Consider the following 25567-nt stretch of genomic DNA (forward strand, 5'->3'; position numbering starts at 1 on the left):
CACCCCTTGACAACCACTACGATTGTGCGCATGAGCCAGACGTCCCGCGTTCCAGACAAGCCCAGCCTCGAAGGACTCGAGGAGAAGTGGGCTGCCGTATGGAAGGAGCAGCAGACCTACGCCTTCGACCGCACCGCCGAGCGAGCCGACGTGTTCTCCATCGACACGCCCCCGCCGACGGTCTCGGGGTCCCTACACGTCGGGCACATCTTCAGCTACACCCACACCGATCTGGTCGCCCGCTTCCAGCGGATGCGCGGCAAGAAGGTCTTCTACCCGATCGGCTGGGACGACAACGGCCTGCCCACCGAGCGCCGAGTCCAGAACTACTACGGCGTCCGCTGCGACCCGACCCTGCCCTTCGACCCGGAGTTCACGCCGCCGGCGAAGCCTGACCCGAAGAAGCAGGTCTCGATCAGCCGGCAGAACTTCGTCGAACTGTGCGGTGGGCTCACCCACATCGACGAGCAGGCGTTCGAGGCGATGTGGCGGCAGGTCGGCCTCAGCGTCGACTGGTCGTACCTCTACACCACGATTTCCGAGGACAGCCGCCGTACGTCGCAGCGTGCCTTCCTGCGCAACTTCGCCCGTGGCGAGGCCTACCTGGCCGAGGCGCCGACGATGTGGGACGTCACGTTCCAGACCGCGGTCGCCCAGGCCGAGCTCGAGGCCCGGGAGTACGCCGGTGCCTATCACCGGATCGCGTTCCACGGCGCGGACGGCCCGATCTACATCGAGACCACCCGGCCCGAGCTGATCCCGGCCTGTGTCGCGCTGATCGCCCACCCCTCCGACGAGCGCTACAAGCACCTATTCGGGACCACCGTGAAGACCCCGCTGTTCGGGGTCGAGGTCCCGGTCCTCGCGCACGAGGCCGCCGAGATGGACAAGGGCGCCGGAATCGCGATGTGCTGCACCTTCGGTGACCAGACCGACATCCTGTGGTGGCGCGAGCTGCAGCTGCCGGTCCGCACCGTCATCGGCCGTGACGGCCGTCTGCTGCGTGACACGCCGCCGTGGCTGGAGGGTTCGGAGCTGTACGCCGAGTTGGCCGGCAAGACCGTCTTCAGCGCTCGCGAGCTGATTGTCGCGAAGCTGCGCGAGAGCGGCGACCTGGACGGCGAGCCGAAGCCGACCCAGCGGATGGCGAACTTCTTCGAGAAGGGCGACAAGCCGCTCGAGATCGTCTCGACCCGGCAGTGGTACATCCGCAACGGCGGCCGGGACGCCGACCTGAAGCAGGAGTTCATCGAGCGCGGCAACGAGCTCGCCTGGGTCCCGGAGCACATGCGGCACCGGTACCTCAACTGGGTCGAGGGACTGAACGGCGACTGGCTGATCTCCCGCCAGCGCTTCTTCGGCGTCCCGTTCCCGGTCTGGTATCCGATCGACGCCGACGGTGAGCCGGACTACGACCACCCGCTGATGCCGAGCGAGGCCGAGCTGCCGATCGACCCGACCTCGCAGGCTCCGCGGGGGTACGACGAGAGCCAGCGCGGCAAGCCGGGCGGGTTCGAGGCCGACCCTGACGTGATGGACACCTGGGCCACCTCGTCGCTGAGCCCGCACATCGTCTGTGGCTGGGAGCGGGACGACGACCTGTTCGCCCGGACGTTCCCGATGGACCTGAACACACACGCCCACGAGATCATCCGGACCTGGCTGTTCTCCCGCATCGTCAGGGCGCATTTCGAGAACGGCACGCTCCCATGGGCGCGCTCGATGATCTCAGGCTTCGTCGTCGACCCGGACCGCAAGAAGATGTCCAAGTCCAAGGGCAACGCGGTCGTCCCGTCCGAGATTCTGAACAAGTTCGGCTCGGATGCGGTCCGGTGGCGGGCCGCGATGGCGCGGCCGGGGCTGGACTCGCCGTTCGACGAGTCGCAGATGAAGGTCGGCCGCCGGTTGGCGATCAAGGTCCTGAACGCGTCGAAGTTCGTGCTCAGCTTCGGCGCATCGACGGTCGACCCGGCTGCGGTCACCGAGCCGGTCGATCTGGCGATGCTGCAGCGGCTGCGGTCGATTGTCACCGACGCGACCGCCGCCTTCGAGCGGTACGACTACACCGGTGCGCTCGAGGTCACCGAGCGGTTCTTCTGGACGTTCTGCGACGACTACGTCGAGTTGGTGAAGGAGCGCGCGTACGGCGGTCAGGGTGACGCCGGCGCAGCCTCGGCGAAGGCAGCGCTGGCTGTCGCGCTGTCGGTCCAGTTGCGGCTGCTCGCCCCGTACCTGCCATTCGCGACCGAAGAGGTGTGGTCGTGGTGGCAGGAGGGTTCGATCCACCTGACCCGCTGGCCGGAGCCTGACGCAGACCTGACGGTCGCCGCGCAGGAGCCTGAGGTGCTGGATGCGGTCTCCGAGGTGCTTGCGGGCATCCGTGGGGCGAAGTCTGCTGCGCAGGTCTCGATGAAGACCGAGGTCAGCAAGGTCGAGGTCAGCGGCCCGGCCGCCCGGCTCACGCTGGCGGAGCGGGCGGAGCCCGACCTGCGGGCCGCGGGCCGGATCACCGGTGAGATTGTCTGGCATGCGGACGAATCCGACTCGGTCAGCGTGGTCGCGACGCTCTGAGTTGTACTTGGATGGTGCCCGTCTCCCGTCGGGGAGGCGGGCACCATTCGTTTGCAGTCAACGACTACGCTGCGAAATCGGGTTGTCCCGATATGACACCATCGGGCCGAACCGTGCGTCCTGCCAGTCCTGAGGAGCCTGTATGAGCGACCCCACCACCCCGGACCCCACGTCCAAGGCTTCTACCACCACGGCCGCCGGCATGGCGGACACCGCAGAACTGGCCAAGGTCGAGGACCCGAAGCCCACGAAGGCCGATGCGGAGACGGCTGCTGCGCGTGAGAAGGCTGCGACGGGCGAGAAGGGTGATGCGCCTGCGAAGGCTGGGGCTGGAGAGAAGGTCGCGGCTCGGGAGAAGGCTGCGGCTGGGGAGAAGGTCGCGGCTGGGGAGAAGGTCGCGAAGAAAAAGTGGTGGCGGCGGATTCGCCGGGGTCCCTGGATGACTGTGGGCGGGATCCTGGTCGTGCTGCTGGTGCTGGCGCTGCTGGGCTACATCTGGGGCTTCGGGCCGCTCAACAGGCTGAACACAGCGCGCGGGATCACCCCGCCGGCCAAGCTCGCGGGTCTTGACCGGATCACGGATCAGGAAATCCGCGGACAGCTCCAACTGGACCAGACCCGCGAGGCGCTGAGCCGCATCAACGACGGGAAGCAGGCAACGGTCGAGGCGTACGGGAACCTCGACGGCAATCGGATGTTCGTGGTGATCGCCCTGCGCGGCAAGGTCGACATCGACAAGACCCTCGCCGACTCCGGTGCCACCCCCGACCAGATCAAGCGAGTCGGCCGCGCCACCTGCGTCGAGTCGGCCGGCAACCTGCCGACCCAGTGCTACCGCGGCTCCAACACGCTGACCGTGATTGCCCAATCGGGCAACGACGGCGTGGCCGTCGACGCAGTAGCGCCGGTCGCCGAGGAAGCCTTCAACGCGATGAAGTGACCGGTCAGCTGAGCAATCCGGCGATCGCGATCATGATCGGAATCGACAGCAGCGTGCTGATCAGCACGGCACTCCGCGCGAGAGTCCGGCTGCTGCGGTAGTGAACGGCGTACACGTAGACGTTCTGGGCAGTCGGTAGTGCGGCCAGCAGGGTCGGCGCGAGGAGCGCGATCCCGTGCAGATCGAGCACCCACCGTCCGAAGACATACGCGGCGATCGGTTGCAGGACCGTCTTGAGCACCACGGCGAGTACGACGTCCCGCCGCAAGCTGATCGAGTCCTTGGTACCGCCACTCAAGCTCAGCCCGTACGCCACCAACGCGACCGGCACCGCGGCAGCCGCCACGAGGTCGATCGGCCGCATCAGCAACGAAGGCAGCTGCACACCGAGCGCAGCCACCAGCAGCCCGAGCAGCGACGCCACGGTCAACGGATTCCGCAACGGCCGCGTCACCACGGCCCGCAACGACACCCGCCGCCCGGACCCCTGCCGATCACCGTCCAGTACGGCGAACGCGACCGGAGCCATCACCAGCAACTGGAACAACACGATCGGCGCAACCAACGCCCCGTCCCCCAGCACGTACGCCGCCACCGGTACGCCGAGGTTGCCCGCGTTCACGTACGACGACGCGAGGACACCGATCGTCGCCTGAGATCTCGTCCGCCGCCAGATCACCGCAGCGACCAGCAGAAACACCAGCTGCACCACGAACAGACTGGCCACATTGGTCAGCAGGACGACCGAGAAGATCGCGTGCAGGTCCGCCCGCGCCACCGTCGTGAACAACAGCGCCGGCGTGGCCACGAAGAACGCCATCCGCGACAAAACCAACTCGTCCTGCGCCCGCAGTACGCCGATCAGTCCTACGACGTACCCCAGTACCGCAACAGACACCAAGGCGACGAAGGCACCGACGACAGCGGACATGGCGGTCAGGCACTCGAGGACGTTGGCACGTGCGGATCGTAGATGAAAACGCATCCGCCGCCCCGGCCCCGCTCAGCCCTCGGACAGGTGACGAAACCGTTAACCTGTCAGATGCTGACGAGACAGCGCCTTGAGAGGAAAGATTCCACCACCGACGAACAGGATGGTGACCATGACTCTTTCCCCTCGAGCTGTGCGTGGTGCGCTGGCGACCGTGGTCGCGGCGGCCGCCACGATCGGCGTCGCACTCCCCCTCAACGCGACCGCCGCCGGCAGTGGATTGCCGCTCGGCGACCCTGATCTGGCCGAGACCCGCAGCAGCCAGGAACTGGCGCCTGGCCTGACGCTGACCCGGATCGTGCGCGGGACCGAACCAGCGCCCGCCGACCAGATCAACACGACGACCCGGGGACCGTGGGTCGTCAGCGTGCTGAGGATCGATCCCCGCAAGGCGACGGGCCACCTGCAGGCGACGTACGGGCCGGACCTGGCGAGGGTCGAGAAGACCTCGGACCTGGTCCGGTCTGCGGGCGCGGTGGCCGGCGTCAACGCGTCGTTCTTCACCTTCACCGCCGATCCGCTGTACCCGGGCGATCCGGTCGGCCTCGGCATCTCCGACGGCAAGCTGCTGAGCGAGCCGCTGACCGACCCGGCCGAGGCCAACCTACTGATCGATGCCAAGAGCAACAAGGTGGTCGCCGGGCACCTGCAGTGGTCGGGCGAGGTGCGGAACCGCGCGACGCTCGCCACGCTGCCGCTCGAGTTCGTGAACCACCGGCCGGTGATCCCGGCCGACTGCGCGAGCCTGCCGGACCAGACCACCTGCGCGTCCCCGGGTGACGTCGTACTGTTCACGCCCGAGTTCGCCGCGGCGACTCCGGCCGGCGCGGGCGTCGAGGTCGTACTCGACCGGCGTGGATGCGTGGTCAGCACGGCGACGACGCGGGGCACGAGCCTGAAGGCCGGCCAGACGTCGCTGCAGGCGACCGGGCGGGACACCGTTGCGCTGCTGAAGGTGGCGTCGCGCGGATGCCTCGACCGCGACCTCAACCTGTCGAACGAGGACGGCGACAAGGTCCCGCTGCGCAGCGGCCTGTACGGCGTGACCGGTCGCTACCGGCTGACGGCCAACGGCGAGATCGTCGTACCGGACGGGACCGGTAGCTTCTTCGACCGGAACCCCAGGACGATCGCGGGCACGACGCCGGACGGAAAGATCGTGCTCGCGACGCTCGACGGGCGGCAGACCACGAGTGTCGGGACGACGATGGACGAGACGGCCGCGGTCGCGCAGTCGCTGGGGTTGCAGAACTCGATCAACCTGGACGGCGGCGGGTCGACCGCGATGGCGCTGCAGGACGGCACCCTGGTCAACCACCCGAGCGGTACCGGCGGCGCCGAGCGCGCGGTCGGCGACGCGATCGTCTTCGTCCCCAGCCACTGAGCCTCCTGACCCCTGAGCCTCCCGACCCCTAAGCATCCCGACCACTGAGAAGGCTCGCACGTTCGTGAGACGCTGAGCGGGTGCGACTACGGCTGCTGCTGTGCACGACCGTCCTCCTCGGGACGGCCGGATGCGGCGGCGGCCAGGCGAAGGAACCGGCCACAACCGCACCCGCCAGCATCTCCGTGACCAGCCAGGCGTTCCGCGAGGGCGGTTCGATCCCGCGCAAGTACACCTGCGACGGCGACGACGTCTCACCGCCACTCGGGTGGAAGAACGTGCCGCAGAACGCCGGCGCCCTCGCCGTTGTCGTCGACGACCCGGACGCACCCCGCGGCACGTTCACTCACTGGGTCCTGCTCGACCTCGAGCCGACCACAACCTCCCTCGCAGAAGGCGAAACGCCGCCGGATGCCAGGCAAGCGAAGAACTCGGCGGGCGGGGCCAAGTACTACGGCCCCTGCCCGCCGAGCGGCACACACCACTACCGCTTCACCATCTACGCCCTCTCCGAGGCAACCGCCCTCCCCAACGGCGCCGACCTCGAAGAAGCCCTCAACGCCATCGACGACAGAACCCTCACCCGCGGCCGCCTCACCGGACTGTTCTCCCGCTGAGCACCATCAGCGGACCCGCAGCGTGACGTCTACCGGCTTGGCCAGGTACGGCGTGTTCTCCCCGACCCAAACGCCCGCCGAGTAGACACCGGCCTTCAGACCAACGGCGTTCACCCGCACCGTCACCGTGACGCTGCGGCCCGGAGCCAACGTCGTCGATGGACCGGTGACCGACATCCACGGCACATCCGTCTCGCCACACGCGCCGTACGTCGGCAGCTGTTCCGCCGAGTCGACCGGGATGAACCCGGACCTGGCCGATCCACCGATCCGGTTCAGCCCGCACGCGCTGCCACCGCGGTAGAGGACATGCCCGGACGGAGCCAGCGCGGACCACCGGTCGGTCGCCGGGTCGTAGGAGAACCCCTCGTTGGTGATGGCACCGGTCGTGCCGCCACCGGAGACCACGGTGGTGATCCCGCCGGAGACCAGCAGCCGTCCGTACGACTCGGTGTAGCCCATCCCCCACAGGTCGATCGGCAGATTGGCCTTCTTCGTCCACACGTTCGTGGCCGGGTCGTACGCGAACGTGCTCTGCGAGATGGCCCCACCGCGCCGGATCCCGCCGGCGCAGTACACCTTCCCCTCGAGCACCCCACAGGCTCGATGCCCGCCCGGCTCCGGGTAGGCCGCGAGTACGTCCCAGGTGTTGGTGGCCGGGTCGTACCGCCGGACGTTCGTCGAGTCGCACGCGTTCGAACATCCGCCGACCAGATACAGCTTGCCGTCCAGGACCGTCCGGCCCGCGGCCGCCTGAGCATCCGGCGCGTCGGCCAACCGCGTCCAGGTGTCGGTACGACGGTCGTAGCCGAAGGTGCTCTTCGACGGGACGAGGTCGGGACCCCAGCCGCCGCTGACATAGAAGGTGTCACCGATGAACGCCCCGGCCGCGTTCTCCCGGCCGTCCGGAAGATCCGCGATCGGCGACCACTCCTGCGTCGACGGGTTGTAGACATAGCCCTTCGCGGTGGTCAGCCGCCCGTCGACGCCGCCGACGGAGTACACCAGCCCGCCGACCTCACCAACGGTGTTGTCCATGATCCGGGTCGGGTAGTGAGTCAGATCGACCCACGGCCCAGCCGCCGGCGCCCCAGCCCCCTGCCCCTTCGCATCCAGGCCATCACGCGCCAACGCCAGCGGCGAGTAGTCACCTGCCACCCGGGCCACACTGTTGCTGCCAGCAATCAAGGCACTGTTGCCAGCGGCCACGACCTGCCGTTCGCCGAAGCTGATCTCGGCCGGAGCGGTCCCGGTGTTCTGCACCGTGAACCGGGCTGTCGCGACGCCGCCCGCCTTGACGTCCATGGTCACGGCACCAGGTTTCACAGACAGTTCCCCGGCCGACAGCCGGAGGTCGACCCGGCTGATCCGCCGGCTCTGCACCTGCACCCGCTCGGAGCTGTCCTGGTAGTCGACGAAGCTCGTGCCCACTGTCTGACGTCCGGCAGGCGAGAACATCCAGTAGAAGCCGTCGCCCAGTCCGCCATCGGCCGGCGTCGCCGCGGTCCGGACGGTCCGATCCGCAAGCTGAACCGATGCGCCGTTGAGCACCGCGCCGGTGTTCCGGTCACTGACCTGTCCGAGCACCAGACCGCCGGTCACCGGACCGCAGGTCAGGTCACCGACGAACACGTCGTCGACCTGCCAGAAGTAGGTGTTGTACTTCGCGTCCCAGTAGTGGAACCGGACCCGGACGCCGTCCTTGCCGGCAGCCTGCGGGATCGGTACGACGGTCCGCTCCGGCTGTACGTCATCCGGCTGGTCCAGCACCGTCTGCCAGGTCGTGCCACCGTCCAGACTCAGATCGACGTCGCTGTTCTCGCTGAGTGAATGGAGGTTCTGCCGGAACGTGATCGCCGGCGACTTCCGGCTGCGCAGATCCAGCGCCGGCGACACCAGACTCGCGTCGAGCACGACCGGACTGCCCGGAGTCTGCCCGACCGCGAACCCACCGTTGCCGCCGGTCCGGTTTCTCGTCCGGTACGGATCGTCGAACCGCCATCCGTCGTTTGTCCAGCCAGCCGGCTGACCGTGATCGAAGTCCGTCGAGACTCCGGCATAGCTGTAGCCAGGGGCAACACACGAGTCCGGATCAACCGTCAGCGACACATCCCGCCTGACATCCTGTCCGCGGACATCGATCGCCACGGAGCCGGTCCGGTACCCCGGATAGACCGCCTCGACCTTGTAGCTGTACGACGCGTTGGCGGGCAACTCGAAGCTGTAGCGACCGTCCTCCGGCTTGGTGTAGAAGACTCCACCCGGCACGTCGTCGACCGTGAGCTTGGCGTACAGCGGCCAGCCTTGACCGGATCCGTCCTCGACCGTTCCCGACACCGTGACCCGCGGCATCGAGCGCAGCCGCACCGCCACCTGAGTCGTCTTCCCCGCGGTGACAGTCACCTGCGCGGTCCCGCCGTCGTACCCGAACGAGGACGCCGCGACGCTGTACGTGCCGACCGGAAGCGGCAGCGAGTACTTCCCGTCGTCGCCGGCCGTGCGCTCCCGGCTGACAGGCCCGGTGATCTTCAACCCGGCCGACGGAATCGCCTTGCCGGTCCGTGAGTCCGTCACCGCGACGGCCAGCGTTCCGGTGTCGCCCACCGGTGCGGAGTCCACCAACGCCAACGCGTTCAACCGGCCCTCGCCGTACACGTTGTTGTCGGCATCTGTCCCGCCACACTGTCCGTCCGGCGTATCCGCGCTGCTCCCGTCGAGCAGCGCGCGCGTCGCGTCGACATCACCCACCAGCCCGGGGGCCGCCGACCACAGCAGTGCTACCGAGCCGGCCACGTGTGGTGCGGCCATCGAGGTACCACTGGCGTAGGCGTAGCCGCCCGGAACGGACGACCGGACGTCGACACCAGGTGCGGACAGGTTCGGCTTGGTGACACCGTCCTGGCCGCTGCCGCGGCTGGAGAAGTCCGCGATCGTGTTGTTCACGTCGTACGCGCCGGTCGAGTAGTTCGACGCCAGGCTGCCCGGTGAGCCGCTGGTGTGGCAGCTGAGGCCGTTGTTCCCGTTGGACCACACCGCGAATATGCCGGACGCCGCCCACGCCTTGGTGATGTCCTCCATGAACGGATCGTTCGACGGTGTCTCGCTGCCCCAGGAGTTGTTGATGATCTGCGGGCGACGGCCGGCGTCGGGGTTCTGCCCGGCCAGGTCGGTCGGCTGCAGCATCCACTGGCCCGACGCGATCAGCGACGCGTCGCTCGGGCAGCACCCGTTCGCCGCGATCCAGTTCGCCTCGGGTGCGACCCCGATGCCGTCGGCGCCGATCATCGTGCCCATCGTGTGGGTGCCGTGACCGTTGTGGTCGCACGGCACCGGTCCGCAGGTGCCGGCCGCGTCAAACCAGTTGTAGTTGTGGTCGAACGTCCCGTCCGGCTTCGTGCCGCGGTACTGCTGGACCAGGGCGGGATGGTCGTACTGCACACCGCTGTCGATGCTGGCAACGGTGATCCCGGCGCCTCGGTCGCCGTACTGGTTCCACACGTCGTCGGCATTGATGTTCGCGATACCCCACTCGACCGCCGCGGCCTCTTTCCCCGCCGCGGTCTTCTTGTCCAGTTCGGGCGGCTGGTACGACGTCGTGGCGTACAGCCCCTCGACGTCGGCCGACGCGGCGAGTTGCTCGGCCATCGCCAAGCTGCCGCCGGTGACGCGGATCGCGTTCGTCGCCCAGAACGACTGGTACGACGTCCCAGCCGCGTCGAGCTGGGCCCGGATGTCATGTTGCGACGACTGGGCGGCGCGCTGCAGCGCCTCGGCGACCGCCGTGCCACGCGCCTTCCAGTCGTCGATGGCGGCGGCCTTCGACAGGTCCGGCTGAGTGCCGAACCGGACCCAGAAGGCGACGGGAGCGACCGACTTGCGGGTCAACTGGTCCCGTAGTGCCGCCTGGATCTTGTCCGCCCGCGGCGTCCCGGCCGGCGAGGTTGCCACCAGTGGATTCGCCCGGGCCGGAGCGCTGAGCAAGGTTGCGAGCAGTGCGATGCAGGCGATGACGGCCGCCCGGAGTCTCATATGCCGACCTTTCCGTGGAAATGGCAGGGTGGCCGGTGACTTTATGTCGCCTCGGCGGCAGAAAGCGGGGCAAACTGTCGGCACTTTGTGGGCAGATGTCGTCCAGCGACTGGAGAACTTGTTGACTGGAGCCAGGACGTCCGGGAGGGAGCCAGATGGACACGGAGTCGTTGCTGGAAAAGCTGGGTCTGTCGAAGACCGAGGCCAAGGTCTACCTCTGTCTGCTCGGCGAGGCGCCACTGCCCGCCGCGACCATCGCCGACCGGACCGGGACCTCGCGCAGCAGCGTCTACCTGGTACTGCGTTCCCTCGTCGACAAAGGACTCATCGACGCGGGCGCCGGCTACAGCAGCCGCTACCACGCCGCTCCCCCGGACCGGGCCTTGGCCGCGCTGCTGGAACGCGAGCAGCAGGAGCTCGAGAACCGCAAGCAGCAGGTCGAGCAGGTGTTGCCGGACCTGTCCAAGTTGTTCGAGCAGAGCACCGGCGCGGACGGCGAACTCGTCGAGATCCTCCGCACCCCGAGCCTGGTCGGTCAGCGGTTCGACCGGCTCCAGTCCGAGGCACGCGAGAGCATCGATGTGGTCGTCCGCGGACCGCTCCAGGTCGGCGGCTCGAACGAGGGCGAGCTCGGCGCGCTCCGGCGGGGCGTCCGGGCCCGGGCGATCTACGACAAGGCGATCCTCGCCGATCCGGTGGTCGCGAAGAACCTGCCGTCCTGGACGTCGGGAGGCGAGCAGGCGCGAGTGTATCCGGGCGCGCTGCCGATGAAGTTCGCCCTGTTCGACGCGCACACCGTGGTGATGCCACTGGTCGCGCCGGGGGTCACCGGCGTGGTCGCGATCATCGTCCGCAACGACGAACTCGCGGCCGCACTCGAGTTCCTCTTCGACACGTTGTGGAGCGCCTCCGAACCACTGAAGCAGGCCTGATGGACGGCACCGCCGCTGTCCCGGTCGTCGTCTGTATCGCCAGCAGTCCCGAGGAGCGCAGCCGGCTCGCCGCCCAGTTCGACGGCATTGGTGTGCTCGTAGTCGCGTCCGACCCCACTGTCGCCGGTCAGTTCCTCCGCCAGTTCCGCGGATCCGGCGGAGGCCATCCCGCCGGCGACGCGTCCGTCGTACGCGTAGGCGGTCTGCGCCTGGACGATCACGAGGCGACCTGGCACGGCGTGCCGTTGCCGTTGACACCGCACGAGTTGAAGGTTCTCGCGTGCCTGGCGGAGCGGCCCGGCCGGATCTGGACGTACCAGCAACTGCACGACCGGGCCTGGGACGGTTCGTACTTCACCGGACCCGCGGCCGTGCAGTCGGTGATCAAGCGCCTCCGGGCCAAGCTGCGGCTGGCCGGCGTCCTGGTCCACATCGACGCCGCGCGCGGCCTCGGCTTCCGCCTGGTCGACGGGAAGGACCTCCGGCTGATCCGCGGTCAGTAGCCATAGCCCCCGTTGCCGTTGCCGGAGCCGGACGAGGTCGACGGAGCCGGCGAGGGAGCCGCGGCCGTGGTGGTGGCGGCGTGCCAGGTGAAGCTGGCGCCGTCGAACTCGTCGGTCAGGTCCTGGCCCTTGTGCTGGCCCGCTGCGGTGTCGAGGCGGAAGGTGTACAGCGGCTTGCCCTGGAAGGTGAGCTGGCTCTTGCCGGTGTCGGACCGCTGGACGACCCCGAGACCGTCCATGGCCTTGGCCGCGCTGTCCGTTCCCTCGACCGGTATCCAGAATTCCAGGCAGCCGGCCGTGCACTTGATCATGCCGCCGGCCTCCTGGTCCGCGAAGTAGACGGTCTTGCCGGCCGGATCGACCAGGGTCTGGCCGATACCGCTCACGTCCTTGACCGACACGGCGCCGTTCGCCGCAGGGGCAGGTTGGTCACCGGCGGCCTGCTGGTTGCTGCCACCGGCACCGCACGCGGTCAGCGTGGCCAGCGCCGCGGTTGCCCCGAGCAACAGATTGAAAGCTCTCATGGGATGTTCTCCTCTCCGGGACAACTACGCACGCGCTCCGGAGATGGTTCAGTTGAACCTTCGACGGCTCTGGCGCGTATCTCCTTGTGTGGATGACGAAACGGTGATCCGCGCGCTGTACGACAGGTACCGGCGACCGTTGTTCGGCTACGTCCTGCGTTCGGTGGGCGGCGATCACCAGTACGCCGAGGACATCGTGCAGGAGACGATGGCCCGGGCCTGGACACATGCGGACCAGCTGGATCCGGAACGGGCCGGTCCGTGGCTGTTCACGGTGGCGCGCAACCTCGTCATCTCCGGGCGGCGCAAACGCGTGGCCCGCGTCACCGAGGTGCCGTTGGACGGGCGGCGCGACCCGGCGGCCGAGGCCGACGACATCGACCGGGTCCTGCAGGCCTGGCAAGTGGCCGAGGTTCTGCACGAGCTGAGTCACGACCACCTGCGGGTGATCGTCGAACTGTTCTACCGGCGGCGGACCGTCGCGGAAGCCGCCGTCGTGCTGGGGATCCCGCCCGGGACGGTGAAGTCGAGGAGCTATTACGCGCTGCACGCGTTGCGGGCCGCGCTGGAGGAACGGGGAGTGACCGGGTCATGAAGTGTCCGGAGACCATCGCTATCGGGGCCTACGTCCTTGGTGCCCTGGACAGCGCGGAGCGCCACGCCACTGATCAGCACCTGCGCACGTGTGCGTCCTGTCGCGAGGCGTTGCTCCAGTTCGCACCTCTCCCCGGCCTGTTGCACACCGTTCCGCCCGAAGACATCGAGGCGGAGGATCCGGCGCCACTCCCACTCCCCCCACGTCCGGTACGACGTACCCGTCGGTGGATCCTGGCTGCGGCGGCCACCGTCGCGGTGGTGACGGCCGGCGGGGTGGTGGGCTGGCAAGCGATCAACACTCCGGACTCGGTGACGTGGACGGCGACGAACGGCGTGAGTGGGATCGACACGACGGCGGAGCTGACCAGCAAGGGCTGGGGTACCGACATCCAGTTGCGGATGACCGATCTGAAGCCCGGGGAGCACTGCGAGCTCCTCGTCCACGGCCGGGACGGCAGCGTGGAGACCGCGGGCTGGTGGGCGACCACGAGCACCTACAAGGCCAACGTCCCGGCGAGTACGTCGATCGCGCTGAAGGACATCGAGCGGCTCGAGGTGGTGACCTCCGGGAACACAGTGCTGAGCACGGTGTCCCCGGAGACGCGTTGAATCACCAGCTGTTGTTGGAGATTCCGGTGCCCAGATAGATCTGGTCGTACGTGTTGCCGTCGTTGTCGTCGGTGTAGGCGACAGCGACCTCGGCGAACGGTGAGACGGCCACTGTCATCTGTTCCTGGCGCAGGTCCGGGACCGAGCTGAGCTGTTGCGCCGACAGCCGGCCGGTGTCCGTGCCGGTGGTGCCGAAGCCGCGCACCCAGACATCGAGGTCGGTGGCCTGAACCGTCCAGCCGACGACCGTCTGGGCCTGGTCGTCGATGCCGATCGACGGTGCCTTGGCGCCGGTCGCGACCTGGACGTCGGCGTACCGGGCCGTGCCGGTCGAAGTGAAGTTGCGCGTCCAGGACCCCGCGGTGCCGGTGTGGTCGGACTCCCACGCGACCGCGAAGTCACCGTTGAAGTTCGCCGCCACCGCTGGATGCGTTTGCTGACCAGTGGTGTTGGAGTTCGCGACCCGGCGGGACAGCGTGGCCGCACCGTTGGTCCGGGCGAGCCGGATCAGCCCGACCTCGTACGATGCGTTGGCGTCGCCGTCGTCCTCCCAGACGAGAACCGCATCGCCGGAGGCCGACGCCGCGACATCCGGGTTGTGGTGCTGGCCGGTCGTGGTCGACGCGGTGACTTCCCAGGCGCGGGTCGTCGGACCTGTGAACCCGGCCGCCTTGACCGTCGGTTGAGTGCCGGTCTGGATGTCCTCCCACACAACGGTGAACGCGACCGCCGCACTCGACGGTGCACCGTCCGGATCAACCGACACCCGCGGGTTGATCTGCTGGCCGTCGGCGCTGGTGTTGGCGTTGCCCGATGCGGTCACGGTGCCCGCGGTGTTCAGGACGCGGTACGGGATGTTGTAGAAGCCGTTGCCGTCCGGGTCGTCCTGCCACACCACGACCGCGTTGCCCTTGTCGTCCAGGCCGACGTCCGGGTGCAGGTGGCGCCAGTTCGTCACCCCACTGCTGCCGGCGGCGGACACCTTCTTCTCGTACAGCGCGGTCCCGTTGTGGTACACCCGCACGAAGATCTCGCTGTGCACGTTGTCGGTCGCGTTGTCGGTGTCGCGGTCGTCCTCCCACGCCACGGCCACATAGCCGTTGCGGTTGGTCGCGATCGACGGCGCGTCCTGGTCACCGGTCGACACACTGTTGGCGGTCACCCAGGTCGGTGCGGCGATGTGCGCGTCTGCACTGGGAGCGGCGAGTACGGCGGACGACAGCAGGGTGATGGCTGCGACAGCAGCTGCGGAAAGCCTCATGATCCCCTCACACAGCCTGCAGGCCGGGTTGGCCCTCTTGGACGACGAACGACTTGAGTGTCGTGGCGGCGGCGCCGTGCTCCGACACCTTCGCTACCGCGCGGAAGTCGGTCCGCATCTGCGTCGGGCTGAGCGTCGCCCGGATGTACCCGCGCCGGTTGCTGTAGAACTTCAGCCACGGGTTGGTCCCGGCGTCAGGAACCGTGGTGGAGGCGTCGCCGTCACCGCTGGACGTGACCGAACTGGTGACGAGCTCGGTGCCGATGGTCGCAGAGTTCACGTTGTTGTAGTCGGCCTTGAGATCGTTCGCCCACGCGCGGTGCACGTCGCCGGTCAGTACGACGGGGTTGCGCGTACCGCGGTCGACCCAACCCTGCTGGATCCGGGCCCGGGACGCGCGGTAGCCGTCCCACGAGTCCATGCTCGCGCCGGTCGAGTTGAACCGCCGCGCGAAGAACACCTGCTGACCGATGATGTCCCAGGTGCCCAGGTGCTGGTTCAGACCGTCGAGCAGCCAGGTCTCCTGCGCATTGCCGGGCAGGCTGCGCGAGGCAAGGTCCGCGTCCGAGCAGATCTTCCAGCCGTCGCCGCAGGCCTGGTCATTGCGGTACTGGCGGGTGTCGAGCATGTGGAACGTTGCCAGACTCCCCCAACGCAGCCGCCGGTACAGCGGGATGCTGTTGCCGCTGTTGGCCTGAGCCGGCCGCAGCGGCATGTTCTCGTAGTACGCCTGGTACGCCGCCGACCGCCGTGCGGTCCACTGCGCGGCCGTCAGTGCCGGAGTGTTGTTCTCGCGGATCGTGCCCGCGTAGTTGTTCTCCACCTCGTGGTCGTCCGGTACGGCGATCCACGGCGCGACCGCGTGCGCGGCCTGCAGATCCGGGTCGGTCTTGTACTGCGCGTACCGCCGCCGGTAGTCCGCGATCGTCACGATCTCGGCCCCCAGGTGCAGCCGCGGCCGCCCGGAGGTCGCGCCGTACTCGTAGATGTAGTCGCCCAGGTGCAGGATGACGCCCGGGTTCTCCTCGGCCATCCGGCGATAGACGGTGTAGTAGCCCTCCTCGTAGTGCGAGCAGGAGGTGAACGCCATCGTCAGGTCGCGTCCGGCTGCGCCGATCGCGGGCGTGGTCCGGGTGCGGCCGACCGGCGAGACGTGGCCTTGGGCACGGAATCGGTAGAAGTAGTCGGAGTCGGGGTTCAGATTGCCGGCGACGACATGGACGGAGTGGGCGGTCGCGTACGTCGCGGTGACCTGGCCGCTGGCGACCAGCGTGCTGAAGGTGTCGGTGGTGGACACCTGCCAGTCGACGACGATGTTCGTGTCGGTCATCCCGCCGTGGCCGTCGGCGTTCAGCGGCGAGGGGGCCAGCCGGGTCCACAGCACGACGCTGTTCGCGTCGGGCTCACCGGACGCGATGCCGAGCTGGAACGGGTACGGGACGGCGGCGGTCGCCGCGATCACGGCCGAGCGGACCGGCAGGGCGCTGACGCCGGCTGCGGCGAGTCCGCCGAGGACAAGGGTTCTGCGACTGATTGGGCTCATGAGCCTCACCTTCACGGGTACTCAGGGCGGCAGGGTCCCCGGCTGGATGAAGCTGATGGTGACATCCGGAGAACCTTGAGTGATGGTGCTTGATGCCCATAGTTGCGCAAGACCCGTAAGTTTCCTACACCTCGCGCCGTACTGCTCAGTTGAGGGCGAGGATGAGCAGCACCGCAGCGGGAACTCCCTCGAGGAGCGCGTTGAACCACAGCTTCCGCTGCGACACGACCAGGACGACGGCCATGAACGTGTGCTGAGCCGCGGTGAAGACGACCAGCGCCTGTCCTTGCGCGACGTGATCGTTGCGCGCGAGCAGCACGCCGACTACCAGCGCGATCGCTGTGGTCAGGTTGTAGAAGCCTATGTTCACGGTCCACAAGCGGACCGCGTCGAAGTCGCGAGGCTTGGTCAGGAACATCGGGTACAGCCGCGGGTTCCGGTACAGGAACGACTCCATCACGAACACCGACACGAGCATCACCGCGATCACGATCGCCAGCACCTGCGTCGCCGTACTCATGACCGCACCTCGGCGAGCTCGGCGAAGAGCGCGCTCATCCGGCCGGTCTGGCTGATGGCGAGGAACTTGGCCGATGGCGTGAGCACGGAGAACGTGTTCAGCGTGCCGGCCGGGATACTGATCGACGAGCCCGGGCCGAGGTCATAGCCCTGATCGCCTGCCTGCACGAGGATCCGGCCGGTCAGGACGTAGAACGCCTTGCTCCAGGACTCGCTGTGCGGTGGCGCGGCCGGGGCGCGCGGTGCGTCGATCTCGAACACCTCGTACTGCGCGCCGGTGTGCTCGCTGGCGACCTTGACCGTCACGATCGCGTCCGGGGCGGCGTACTCCGCGCCCGTCCCGGCTGTGCTCAGGTGTACCGACTCGTTCATGATGCCTCCCTTGTGGCTGCGACTGTCTGGCTGCGACGGTAGGCAGCGGTGAGCGGCGGTTCCATCCCGTCCACCGGGGGTCTGGATCGCCGTGGATTCCCCACATTTCAGGGATAGGCGGGTCCGGTACGGCGGCGCATACTGAGCCCATGTGGGAGGGCCGGGCGCGAGCCGCGCGCCGGGACATCGCGGCACTGGCGACGTCCGGACTGGGCGTCACGGAACTGCACGCCGCGGCGATCGAGGTGGTCGAGCAGGTCGTCGGCAGTGAGCTGACCTGCTGGGCCGCGATGGATCCGGGCACGCTGGTGATCAGCTCGATGACGAGCGGCCGCGACCACATCCCGCCCGAGTACGAACCCACGCTGGCCGAGACGGAGTACGCCGGCACCGTCCCGAACTCGTTCGCCGACCTGGCCCGCCGGCCGTACCCGGTGGCGCGACTGTCCGACCTGCCGTACCGCGAGGTCGTCGGGCACCGGCGGCTGAACGAGATCTGGCGGCCACTCGGGATCGAGCACGAGGTGCGGGCCGCGTTCACCGTCGACGGGGACTGCTGGGGCGCGGCCGGATTCGTCCGGAGTGGTCCCGAGTTCAGCGACCGCGAGGTCGAGTTCCTCGGCTCAGTGGCGCCGGCGATCGGTTCAGCGACCCGGGTGGCGGTGCGGACCGATGCGCACGGCTACAAGGGCGGGGGCGGACCGTCCATCGTGGTGACCGGCCCGAGCGGTGAGCCGCGCGCGATCACCGCAGCCGCGCGGACCTGGCAGGACGAGCTCAACGAGATCGCACCTGGGCGGTTCAGCACCCTTCTGCGTGCCGTGGTGACCGGGACTCGGGCGGCCGGAACGTTCCAGGCACGGGTGCAGACCGCGACCGGCGGCTGGGTGGTGCTGCAGGGCAGCCGGCTGATCAGCGACGACGACCAGTCAGAGGTCGTCGTCACGATCGAACCGGCTGGTGGTCACCACCTGGTCGGCATGCTGCTCGCGGCGTACGGACTGACCACCCGGGAGCGCGAGATCTGCCTCGAGGTCATCTCGGGCCACAACACCACGGAGATCGCCGATCGGCTGTCGATCTCGCCGCACACGATCCAGGACCACCTGAAGTCGGCGTTCGCCAAGGTCGGTGTGCGGAGCCGCGGCGAACTCGTCGCCACCCTGCGCCCGGACGACCTGACGCGCTGATCAGCAGGCGAGAGTGCGGTCGCCGGGCTGCCAGCCGAACGTGATGACGTCCTCGACCGGAACGCCGGGCCGCAGCCGGCCGTCCGTCCCGTCGATGATCCGGCGGGGCGTCGTGACGGCCATGGTGAGGGCCTCGGGCAACGAGAAGGCGGCGGCCGCCCAGGCGACGCCGTCCGCGAGCGGCGCGGCCGCTCCAGCCAGGTACGGCGTACCGCGGACGACCAGCCGTCCGTCATCGGTGAGTTCCACCTCGCCGCCGACAGACGACGAGTACACCCCCGGTGGCCGGCCGCCGGTCGCCACCGAGTCAGAGACCAGGAAGGACCGATCCAGGCCCTTTGCGCGGACCATCGCCACGAACGTATCCGCCGGGAGATGGTGACCATCGGCAATGAACCCGGCGCTCAGCCGGTCCTCGGCCAATTGTGCCCACAGGTAGTTCGGGTGGCGCGGCAACCGGGCGTGCGCGCCGTTACCCAGATGGGTGGACAACGTCGCGCCGGCCTCGGCCGCGGCACGGATCTGCGCACCGTCCGCGTGGGTGTGCCCGACCGCCACTCGGGTGCCGGCGGCAACGACCTCCGCGATGAAATCAGCACTGTCAGGCCAATGCGGAGACACGGTGATCAAGCCGACGAGTCCGTCCGAGACGTCCTGGCAGAGCTCGAACTCGGCCAGGTCGGGCGGACGGACGAAGGCCGCGTCGTGAGCGCCGCGCGGACCGTCCTGGTCGGAGATGTGCGGACCCTCGAGGTGCACGAACGGAACGGCCGCCGCAACCTCGGCGTCCTGCCGCCTCGCCTCGGCCACGATCCCGAGAGCACGACGGTTGCGCTCCGGGCTCGCCGTGATCAGCGTGGGCACGAAGACCGTGACTCCGACCCGCCGCAGGGCCTCCCGCAGACCGCGGACCGTGTCCACGGACAGATCGTCGCCGTTCAGGTCGTACCCGGCGTACCCGTTGACCTGCAGGTCGACGAGTCCCCGGCTGATCCACGGCAGGTCCGCGTCTCCGGGCGCTCGCTCGATGCGGGAGATCAGGCCGTCGACGTACTCGAGGTGGAGGGTCTCCCCCGACCACGGGTCCCGGCCGGACAACCTGTCTAGAGCCACCGCACCCGCTCCCTGAACCTGCCGACGAAGGCCGCGTTCGCCTCGTCCCCTCCGGGTGCGTTGCCGCTGCGCCACACCGGCGGTACGACGTCCTGCTCGATCAGCCGCTCGATCGTGGCCAGCACCATCGTGTTGAGCGTGAACGCGTTGGCGAAGGTGGAGACGGCGGCGACCCGCTCGGGCATCCCGGCGACCGCGATCACCGCGTCACCGATCGGGACCTTGGTGTCCACGGCAACGTCGACGACCTCGTGCAGGTTCGCACCGGACGGGTGCCGCGCCGGATGCGACTTCGCCGTCTGCTCGGCGTGCTCACGGGAACTCACGCCGATCGTCCGCGTGCCGCGCTCGCGAGCGGTCAGGGCCGCGTCGATGAGCGCCGCGTTGATCCCGTAGGCGTTCACCAGCAACAGCAGGTCGTCCGGGCCGAGCCCGGCGTTCTCGATCACCATCCGACCGTAACCCGGCATGCGCTCCACGGCCATGGAGCGGAGCGCGCCGTTCGACAGCAAGGTGCCCTCGTCGAGGATCGCGGAGACGTGCATCAGACCGCCGGCCCGGAAGAAGATCTCCTGGGCGGCCAGGTTCGAGTGCCCGCCCGGTCCGTACACCTGGATCAGCTGATCGGCGGCAACCTGCTCGGCCATCAACCGGGCAGCGGCCGCGATGGACTCGCCTTCCTCCGCCTCGATCCGGCCGAGCAACGCCGTGATCGCGGTCAGGTACTCACTCATCGGGACTGGCCTCCTGATCGAGATACAGCCGGGCCCGCGGATGCGTCCGCAGCGCACTCGCCGGTACGCCGGGATCCACCGGACCGTGCAACGTTCGCCGTACGGCGTCCGCCTTGGCCGGACCGGACACCATGCAGAAGATGTCGCGCGCCGACAGCAGGAACGGAACCGTCAGCGTCCAGGCATGGGTGGGTACGTCGTCCAGCGACACGAACAGCCCTTCGTCCACCTGCTGCCGTCGGCTGATCTCGTCGAGTGCGACCACCTGCACGACGTCGGTGGTGGTGAAGTCGGCCGGCGGCTCGTTGAACGCGAGGTGCCCGTTGACACCGATCCCGGCCAGCACGATGTCGATCGGCGCGGCCGCGACCAGCGCCGCATAGCGAGCCGCCTCGGCCACCGGCTCCGCGCCGCCGGCCGGGTCGAAGACAGCCAGCGGCACCGGGGCGGTGAAATGCCGGCCCAGCCACCGGCCGAAGCGTTGCTCCGCGGCGACCGGCAGCCCCACGTACTCGTCCATGTGGAACGCCTCGACCCGTGACCAGTCGATGCCCTCGGCAACGGACAGCGCCGCCAGAGTGTGCTGCTGGCTCGGCGCCGCCGCGAGGACCAGCCGGGCCGAGCCCTGCGCCTGGATGATCCGGCGCAGGGACTCGGCCGCGGCCGCCGCTGCCGCCGCCCCGACGGCTGCGGGATCCGGAAGCGTCTCGACCTCCAGCTTGCCGACGACCATCAAGGTGCGGAGACCAGCCGGCTGTGCTGCTCACCCAGGCCGTCGGCCCACACGCGCACGACATCGCCCTTGCGCAAGAACCGCGGCGGCTTCTGTCCCGCACCGACACCGGCCGGCGTGCCGGTGCTGATCACGTCGCCGGGGTAGAGCGTCATGTACTGCGAGATGTAGTGCACCAGGTGCGCGACGCCGAAGATCATGTTCGCCGTCGAGCCGTCCTGCAGTACGTCGCCGTTGACGTCCAGGCCCAGCTTGATCGCCTGCGGATCGGGGACCTCGTCGGCGGTCAGGATCCACGGACCCAGCGGGCAGAAGGTAGCTGCGTTCTTACCCTTGTCCCACTGGCCGCCACGCTCCAGCTGGAAGTGCCGCTCCGACACGTCGTTGGCCAGCACGTAGCCGGCGACGTACTCCAGCGCATCCGCCTCGCTGTCGAGGTAGGCCGCCGTACGCCCGATCACGACGCCGAGCTCGACCTCCCAGTCGGTCTTCTCGCTGCCGCGCGGGATGACGATGTCGTCGCGAGCGCCGACCACGGTGTCCGGTGCCTTCATGAACAGGATCGGCTCGGCCGGCGCGGCCTGGCCGCCCTCGGCCGCGTGGTCGGCGTAGTTCAGCCCGACGCAGACGATCTTGCCGGGGTTGAGCGGTGCGGCGAGCCGTACGTCGTCCAACGCGGCAGCTGTCCCCACGTCGGCGAGGGCCGCGGTGGCGCGCTCCCGGAGCCCGGCCAGGTCGAACGCCCCGGGCTCCCCGGCCAGCGTCACCACCCGGTCGTCCTCGGTCAGCACGGCGTCACGCAGACCGTCGTCGGTGTGGACACGTAGCAATCTCACTGATTCCTCCAAGGAGCTCGTTTGGCCCAGTTCAGATACGCGATACCCAATGCGTGCGAGCCTTGCACCGGATCGAGCTGCACGGCGTCGTACACGCGGAGGGCCTGCTGGTAGACAAGGAGATCCTGCTCAGCGTACGCACCCCATCGTGCACACTGCACCGCGTTCGCGGGCACCGCGGTCCCGGTCCCGTCCACCCGGAACCAGACCTCGGTCTCGGACCGGACCACCCGCTGCGTGAAAGTCTTGGTGAACCGCAGCACGTCCGTGGCCACGTCGGTCTCGATCTTCGCGTCGTACGCCGCGTGCACGAACTCGGTACTGATCGCCGCGTGACTGATGTCCTCGATCTGGGTGGACGCGGAGTACCCCGGCGTGTACTCCGAGATCCCGGCGGTCTTCGGGAAACCGGCGTACATCTGGCTGTACGGCGGCCAGTAGGGCCAGACGTAGGCGCCGTCGGCAGCGAGGGTCAGACCTGCGCGGTACGCCTTCAGCATCTCGACGACCCGCGTCCGGTAGCGCTGCTGCCGTGTCACGCGGTAAAGCTCGACCAGCACCTGGCCGAGACCCTGGCTCTGGTTGTACGGCTGGATCGTGCCGTCGAACGGGATCGGCGCACCCTTGGGCCAGACGTAGTCACCGGTCCCGTCCGCGTGGGAGACCCACTCCCGGTCGTGGAACGCCACAGCCACGGTGGCCGCGTCAAGCAGGTCCTTGGCCACCTTCTGCCTCGGGCCACGCCGCAACTTCGGCGACTGCAGCACCATGCGGGCATAGCGGGCGAGCGGGAACGCAATCATCCCGGTGTGGACGGCGAACACGTAGTACTGCGACTCGAAGGCGATCGTGGTCGCCACCGGCGCGGGGCCGGCGGCGGGCGCGGTCCGAAGGTCGACAGCAGTCCAGCGGAGCCCTGTGGTGTACGCGTTGTTGACCGCCGTCACGACGTACGACGTGGCAGCCGGATCGAGGGAGACACCGCGCAACGTCACGACACCGGTGGTGGCCGGGTTGCGCAGGATCAGGTCGAAGGTGTCGCCGCTGACGTTCGACACCTCGGCCGTCGACTCGGCCGCCCTGCTGCCGGCCCAGCGCAGCTGCACGGCCGGCTTGCCGTCGCCGTCCGGGAGCACGCCATGGCCCGCGGTGTAGTTGCCGGCCGTGCGCCACACCTTGCCGGAGCGGCCGGCGTAGTCCTTCACGTGGCGGGCGCGGTCGGTGGTCGCCATCACGTGTTTGGCGCGCTGCTCGAAGGTGTTCAGGTAGCGCTCGTCCTCGTACGCCTCGTACATCCGGAGCAGGCTGAGCAGGAAGTAGGACTCGCCCCACGCGTACACCCCGGCCTCGTTGTTCTGCGGGTCGGACGCGAGATACCCGGCCTGGGCCACGTCGAAGGCCTCGGGCGAGTCGTAGACGAGTGGAGCGGCGGACGCCTGGAGAGCCGGAAGCCCGGTCCAGGCAAGGGCTCCGCCGGCGGAGCCCAGGAGCAAGGTACGGCGACTGAGCTGCGGATTCAACATGATGCCTCACTGGGGTGGACGGGAAAGGCGGGAACCACACGGGAGCGGGCGGACGTGGCGACTCAGCCTTTGACCGCACCGCCCATGCTGTTGAGGATGCGTTTCTGCAGGAACAGGAAGACCATGACGACCGGGACCAGCGAGATCACCGTGCCCGCGGCCAGACCGCGGACGTCGGTCCCGCTGACTCCGCTCAGGTAGGCGATGCCGAGCGCGATCGGGAACTTGGACTGACTGGTCAGCGTGACCAGCGGCCAGATGAAGCTGTTCCAGACCGAGACGAAACCGAGGATCGCCAGCACGGCCAGCGTCGGAGCGACGATCGGCACCGCGATCCGCCAGAAGATGGCGAACTCGTTCGCACCGTCCATCCGGGCCGCCTCGACGATCTCGTCGGGGATCTGCGAGAACGCCTGGCGGAGCAGGAAGATCCCGAGCGACGAGAGAATGGCCGGCAGGATCACCGAGGCGAACGTGTCGGTCAGTCCCAACTGGCTCATCACCAGGAAGCGCGGGATCAGCATCAGCTCACCCGGCAGGAACATGATCGACAGGAACAACAGGAAGAACACGCCGCGGCCGCGGAACGCGATGCGGGCCAGTGGGTAGGCGGTGAGCGCGGAGACGACCAGGTAGATCGGGACCGTGATCCCCACGTAGATCAGCGAGTTCACCAGGAACCGGGCGTACGGGATCGTTGTCCACGCCTCCCGGAACCAGTCGGCCACCGGCGGGCGCGGGATGAGGTCCGGCGGAAAGCCGAACACGTCCTGGCTGGCCGGCTTGGTGGCCGAGCTCAGCAGGATCAGGAAGGGGCCGATGAACAGGGCCGCCACCGCGATCAGCAGCACGTAGAGCCCGATCCGCCGTACCGTGCGCCGGGAGGTCCCGGCCGGCGTCGGTTGCGATGTGGGTGGAGCGACGCGTGGCAACTGCCCGGCTCGCCGGGCCAATCGGCTCCGGGTCGCCATCAGCCGTCCCTCCGCCGGGTCACGACCAAGTTGAAGCCGGCCAGGACGATCATGATTGCCCAGAGCAACAGGCCGACGGCGCTCGCATAGCCCATGTCGTAGTCCTCGAAGGCCTTCGACCAGATGTAGTAGCCGAGGGTGAGTGTGGAGTCGAGCGGACCGCCGCGGGTCAGCACGTAGACGGACTCGAAGGCGCGCATCGCCTCGAGCATGCTGAGGATCAGCGTGACCGCGAACGTCGGCCGCAGCGACGGGACGATGACGTGTCTGAGCCGCTGCCAGCTGTTGGCGCCGTCGATCGTGGCCGCCTCGACCTGGTCGGGCGGGACCGCCTGCAGTCCGGCCAGGTAGATCATCATGAACAGGCCCGCGTTCTTCCACGCCTCCAGCAGCACCACCGTCGGCAGTGCCCAGTGCCGATCGAGCAGGAAGTCGATCGGACCCGCCCCGACCAGGCTGAGCAGCCAGTTGATGACGCCTTCGCGGTTGAAGACGTACCGCCAGGCGACCGCCACCGCGACCATCGAGGTGATCACCGGCAGGTAGTAGAGCATCCGGAACGCCTGGATCGCGCGCAGCTTCAGGTTCACCAGCATCGCCAGGAACAGCGGGACGACCACGGTGAGCGGCAGGAACATCACCACGAACAGCAGTGAGTTGCGCAGCGCGATCCAGACCCGCGGGTCATGCAGCAGCCGAGAGAAGTTGTCCAGCCCGGAGAACCGGACCGGGCTGACGATGTTGTAGTCGGAGAAGGCCAACTGGATCGCGATCACGGCCGGCCAGGCGAACATCGCGGCGTACATCAGCAGCCCGGGCAGCATGAACGCGTACGGCGTGTACCAGTGCTGACCGACCACGCGGCCCCTGAGACCCGGCATGCCTACCGCCTCTCGTGTCTGAAACCTGGCTTTCAGCTTCGCGGTTATGCGGAACCGTAGCTCACCACACCGGCCGCCGGAAGCGCTAATTGGCAAGATTTTTGGAAGTCATCGGTTGACGCCGGCCGATCGATGGCAAACACTGTGATGTCTGTAAGCACTGTTTAGGACACACATTCCCCGAGGAGCTCGCA

General features: G+C 68.5%; 23 protein-coding genes. 9 read left to right on the top strand and 14 right to left on the bottom strand.

Annotation, left to right across the window (positions count from 1 at the left end; translation table 11 throughout):
- Positions 1-30 precede the first annotated feature (30 nt).
- Together valS and OG817_RS23825 are read left to right on the top strand one after the other, a co-directional pair.
- A complete protein-coding gene (gene valS / locus OG817_RS23820; RefSeq protein ID WP_406046857.1) occupies positions 31-2571 on the top strand; it encodes a valine--tRNA ligase in 2541 nt (846 codons plus the stop codon).
- A gap of 142 nt (positions 2572-2713) precedes the next feature.
- Positions 2714-3511, top strand: a complete 798-nt coding sequence (locus tag OG817_RS23825) for a hypothetical protein (RefSeq protein WP_406046858.1) — start codon at positions 2714-2716, stop codon at positions 3509-3511.
- A 4-nt stretch (positions 3512-3515) separates the two neighbouring features.
- On the opposite strand, the gene OG817_RS23830 is transcribed toward OG817_RS23825, so the two are convergent.
- Positions 3516-4442, bottom strand: a complete 927-nt coding sequence (locus OG817_RS23830; RefSeq protein WP_406046859.1) for an AEC family transporter — start codon at positions 4440-4442, stop codon at positions 3516-3518.
- A gap of 172 nt (positions 4443-4614) precedes the next feature.
- On the opposite strand from OG817_RS23830, the gene OG817_RS23835 reads away from it, so the two are divergent.
- Entirely contained in the window at positions 4615-5886 is a 1272-nt protein-coding gene (locus OG817_RS23835) for a phosphodiester glycosidase family protein (protein ID WP_406046860.1), read from the top strand.
- Positions 5887-5966: 80 nt separating this feature from the next.
- Entirely contained in the window at positions 5967-6503 is a 537-nt protein-coding gene (locus OG817_RS23840; RefSeq protein ID WP_406046861.1) for a YbhB/YbcL family Raf kinase inhibitor-like protein, read from the top strand.
- A gap of 6 nt (positions 6504-6509) precedes the next feature.
- On the opposite strand, the gene OG817_RS23845 is transcribed toward OG817_RS23840, so the two are convergent.
- Positions 6510-10532, bottom strand: a complete 4023-nt coding sequence (locus OG817_RS23845) for a S8 family serine peptidase (protein WP_406046862.1) — start codon at positions 10530-10532, stop codon at positions 6510-6512.
- A 155-nt stretch (positions 10533-10687) separates the two neighbouring features.
- Here OG817_RS23845 and OG817_RS23850 point away from each other — a divergent pair, with 155 nt between their 5' ends.
- The gene (locus tag OG817_RS23850; protein ID WP_396394904.1) at positions 10688-11464 is read left to right on the top strand and encodes a TrmB family transcriptional regulator; all 777 of its coding nucleotides are present in this window, start codon (positions 10688-10690) and stop codon (positions 11462-11464) included.
- A complete protein-coding gene (locus OG817_RS23855) occupies positions 11464-11967 on the top strand; it encodes a winged helix-turn-helix domain-containing protein (RefSeq protein ID WP_396394905.1) in 504 nt (167 codons plus the stop codon). Before OG817_RS23850 ends, OG817_RS23855 begins: the two co-directional genes overlap by 1 nt.
- On the opposite strand, the gene OG817_RS23860 is transcribed toward OG817_RS23855, so the two are convergent.
- A complete protein-coding gene (locus OG817_RS23860; RefSeq protein WP_406046863.1) occupies positions 11961-12491 on the bottom strand; it encodes a hypothetical protein in 531 nt (176 codons plus the stop codon). The genes OG817_RS23855 and OG817_RS23860 overlap by 7 nt on opposite strands.
- Before the next feature lie 88 nt (positions 12492-12579).
- Here OG817_RS23860 and OG817_RS23865 point away from each other — a divergent pair, with 88 nt between their 5' ends.
- Positions 12580-13086, top strand: a complete 507-nt coding sequence (locus tag OG817_RS23865; RefSeq protein WP_406046864.1) for a sigma-70 family RNA polymerase sigma factor — start codon at positions 12580-12582, stop codon at positions 13084-13086.
- Complete coding sequence (locus OG817_RS23870) at positions 13083-13697, top strand: anti-sigma factor family protein (protein WP_406046865.1); 615 nt, start codon at positions 13083-13085, stop codon at positions 13695-13697. The genes OG817_RS23865 and OG817_RS23870 overlap by 4 nt, the downstream gene beginning before the upstream one ends.
- 1 nt (position 13698) lies before the next feature.
- Here OG817_RS23870 and OG817_RS23875 read toward each other — a convergent pair whose 3' ends face one another.
- The 4 genes from OG817_RS23875 to OG817_RS23890 all read right to left on the bottom strand — a co-directional run bounded on the left by OG817_RS23875 (position 13699) and on the right by OG817_RS23890 (position 17392).
- Positions 13699-14958, bottom strand: a complete 1260-nt coding sequence (locus tag OG817_RS23875; RefSeq protein WP_406046866.1) for a hypothetical protein — start codon at positions 14956-14958, stop codon at positions 13699-13701.
- A gap of 7 nt (positions 14959-14965) precedes the next feature.
- On the bottom strand, positions 14966-16501 hold the full coding sequence (locus tag OG817_RS23880; protein ID WP_406046867.1) for an alkaline phosphatase D family protein: 1536 nt from the start codon (positions 16499-16501) through the stop codon (positions 14966-14968).
- A 145-nt stretch (positions 16502-16646) separates the two neighbouring features.
- Complete coding sequence (locus tag OG817_RS23885) at positions 16647-17021, bottom strand: DUF1304 family protein (RefSeq protein WP_406046868.1); 375 nt, start codon at positions 17019-17021, stop codon at positions 16647-16649.
- Positions 17018-17392 (bottom strand): cupin domain-containing protein, encoded by a 375-nt coding sequence (locus OG817_RS23890; RefSeq protein WP_406046869.1) that lies wholly within the window; start codon positions 17390-17392, stop codon positions 17018-17020. Before OG817_RS23890 ends, OG817_RS23885 begins: the two co-directional genes overlap by 4 nt.
- Before the next feature lie 149 nt (positions 17393-17541).
- On the opposite strand from OG817_RS23890, the gene OG817_RS23895 reads away from it, so the two are divergent.
- On the top strand, positions 17542-18582 hold the full coding sequence (locus tag OG817_RS23895) for a helix-turn-helix transcriptional regulator (protein WP_406046870.1): 1041 nt from the start codon (positions 17542-17544) through the stop codon (positions 18580-18582).
- Here OG817_RS23895 and OG817_RS23900 read toward each other — a convergent pair whose 3' ends face one another.
- From OG817_RS23900 to OG817_RS23930, 7 genes are all read right to left on the bottom strand, one after another.
- Positions 18583-19695, bottom strand: coding sequence for an N-acetylglucosamine-6-phosphate deacetylase (locus tag OG817_RS23900; RefSeq protein WP_406046871.1), 1113 nt, complete (start codon positions 19693-19695; stop codon positions 18583-18585). It lies immediately after the preceding gene.
- The gene (locus OG817_RS23905; RefSeq protein WP_406046872.1) at positions 19686-20429 is read right to left on the bottom strand and encodes a sugar isomerase domain-containing protein; all 744 of its coding nucleotides are present in this window, start codon (positions 20427-20429) and stop codon (positions 19686-19688) included. Before OG817_RS23905 ends, OG817_RS23900 begins: the two co-directional genes overlap by 10 nt.
- A complete protein-coding gene (locus OG817_RS23910) occupies positions 20422-21162 on the bottom strand; it encodes a 6-phosphogluconolactonase (RefSeq protein ID WP_406046873.1) in 741 nt (246 codons plus the stop codon). Before OG817_RS23910 ends, OG817_RS23905 begins: the two co-directional genes overlap by 8 nt.
- Positions 21162-21998 (bottom strand): fumarylacetoacetate hydrolase family protein, encoded by an 837-nt coding sequence (locus OG817_RS23915; RefSeq protein WP_406046874.1) that lies wholly within the window; start codon positions 21996-21998, stop codon positions 21162-21164. The genes OG817_RS23910 and OG817_RS23915 overlap by 1 nt, the downstream gene beginning before the upstream one ends.
- Positions 21995-23521: a hypothetical protein gene (locus OG817_RS23920; RefSeq protein ID WP_406046875.1), complete on the bottom strand. Its 1527-nt coding sequence runs from the start codon at positions 23519-23521 to the stop codon at positions 21995-21997. Before OG817_RS23920 ends, OG817_RS23915 begins: the two co-directional genes overlap by 4 nt.
- 62 nt (positions 23522-23583) lie before the next feature.
- Positions 23584-24492, bottom strand: a complete 909-nt coding sequence (locus OG817_RS23925; RefSeq protein WP_396394921.1) for a carbohydrate ABC transporter permease — start codon at positions 24490-24492, stop codon at positions 23584-23586.
- The gene (locus tag OG817_RS23930; protein ID WP_396394922.1) at positions 24492-25373 is read right to left on the bottom strand and encodes a carbohydrate ABC transporter permease; all 882 of its coding nucleotides are present in this window, start codon (positions 25371-25373) and stop codon (positions 24492-24494) included. The genes OG817_RS23925 and OG817_RS23930 overlap by 1 nt, the downstream gene beginning before the upstream one ends.
- Positions 25374-25567 lie beyond the last annotated feature (194 nt).

Origin of the sequence: Kribbella sp. NBC_00889 (assembly GCF_045207705.1) — a bacterium.
Classification (GTDB): Bacteria; Actinomycetota; Actinomycetes; order Propionibacteriales; family Kribbellaceae; genus Kribbella.

Bases quoted from the DNA above. Each gene is read 5' to 3' on its own strand.
- valS (WP_406046857.1), top strand. From the start codon at position 31: ATGAGCCAGACGTCCCGCGTTCCAGACAAGCCCAGCCTCGAAGGACTC.
- OG817_RS23825 (WP_406046858.1), top strand. From the start codon at position 2,714: ATGAGCGACCCCACCACCCCGGACCCCACGTCCAAGGCTTCTACCACC.
- OG817_RS23830 (WP_406046859.1), bottom strand. From the start codon at position 4,442: ATGTCCGCTGTCGTCGGTGCCTTCGTCGCCTTGGTGTCTGTTGCGGTA.
- OG817_RS23835 (WP_406046860.1), top strand. From the start codon at position 4,615: ATGACTCTTTCCCCTCGAGCTGTGCGTGGTGCGCTGGCGACCGTGGTC.
- OG817_RS23845 (WP_406046862.1), bottom strand. From the start codon at position 10,532: ATGAGACTCCGGGCGGCCGTCATCGCCTGCATCGCACTGCTCGCAACC.
- OG817_RS23850 (WP_396394904.1), top strand. From the start codon at position 10,688: ATGGACACGGAGTCGTTGCTGGAAAAGCTGGGTCTGTCGAAGACCGAG.
- OG817_RS23855 (WP_396394905.1), top strand. From the start codon at position 11,464: ATGGACGGCACCGCCGCTGTCCCGGTCGTCGTCTGTATCGCCAGCAGT.
- OG817_RS23860 (WP_406046863.1), bottom strand. From the start codon at position 12,491: ATGAGAGCTTTCAATCTGTTGCTCGGGGCAACCGCGGCGCTGGCCACG.
- OG817_RS23870 (WP_406046865.1), top strand. From the start codon at position 13,083: ATGAAGTGTCCGGAGACCATCGCTATCGGGGCCTACGTCCTTGGTGCC.
- OG817_RS23875 (WP_406046866.1), bottom strand. From the start codon at position 14,958: ATGAGGCTTTCCGCAGCTGCTGTCGCAGCCATCACCCTGCTGTCGTCC.
- OG817_RS23880 (WP_406046867.1), bottom strand. From the start codon at position 16,501: ATGAGCCCAATCAGTCGCAGAACCCTTGTCCTCGGCGGACTCGCCGCA.
- OG817_RS23885 (WP_406046868.1), bottom strand. From the start codon at position 17,021: ATGAGTACGGCGACGCAGGTGCTGGCGATCGTGATCGCGGTGATGCTC.
- OG817_RS23890 (WP_406046869.1), bottom strand. From the start codon at position 17,392: ATGAACGAGTCGGTACACCTGAGCACAGCCGGGACGGGCGCGGAGTAC.
- OG817_RS23895 (WP_406046870.1), top strand. From the start codon at position 17,542: ATGTGGGAGGGCCGGGCGCGAGCCGCGCGCCGGGACATCGCGGCACTG.
- OG817_RS23905 (WP_406046872.1), bottom strand. From the start codon at position 20,429: ATGAGTGAGTACCTGACCGCGATCACGGCGTTGCTCGGCCGGATCGAG.
- OG817_RS23910 (WP_406046873.1), bottom strand. From the start codon at position 21,162: ATGGTCGTCGGCAAGCTGGAGGTCGAGACGCTTCCGGATCCCGCAGCC.
- OG817_RS23920 (WP_406046875.1), bottom strand. From the start codon at position 23,521: ATGTTGAATCCGCAGCTCAGTCGCCGTACCTTGCTCCTGGGCTCCGCC.
- OG817_RS23925 (WP_396394921.1), bottom strand. From the start codon at position 24,492: ATGGCGACCCGGAGCCGATTGGCCCGGCGAGCCGGGCAGTTGCCACGC.
- OG817_RS23930 (WP_396394922.1), bottom strand. From the start codon at position 25,373: ATGCCGGGTCTCAGGGGCCGCGTGGTCGGTCAGCACTGGTACACGCCG.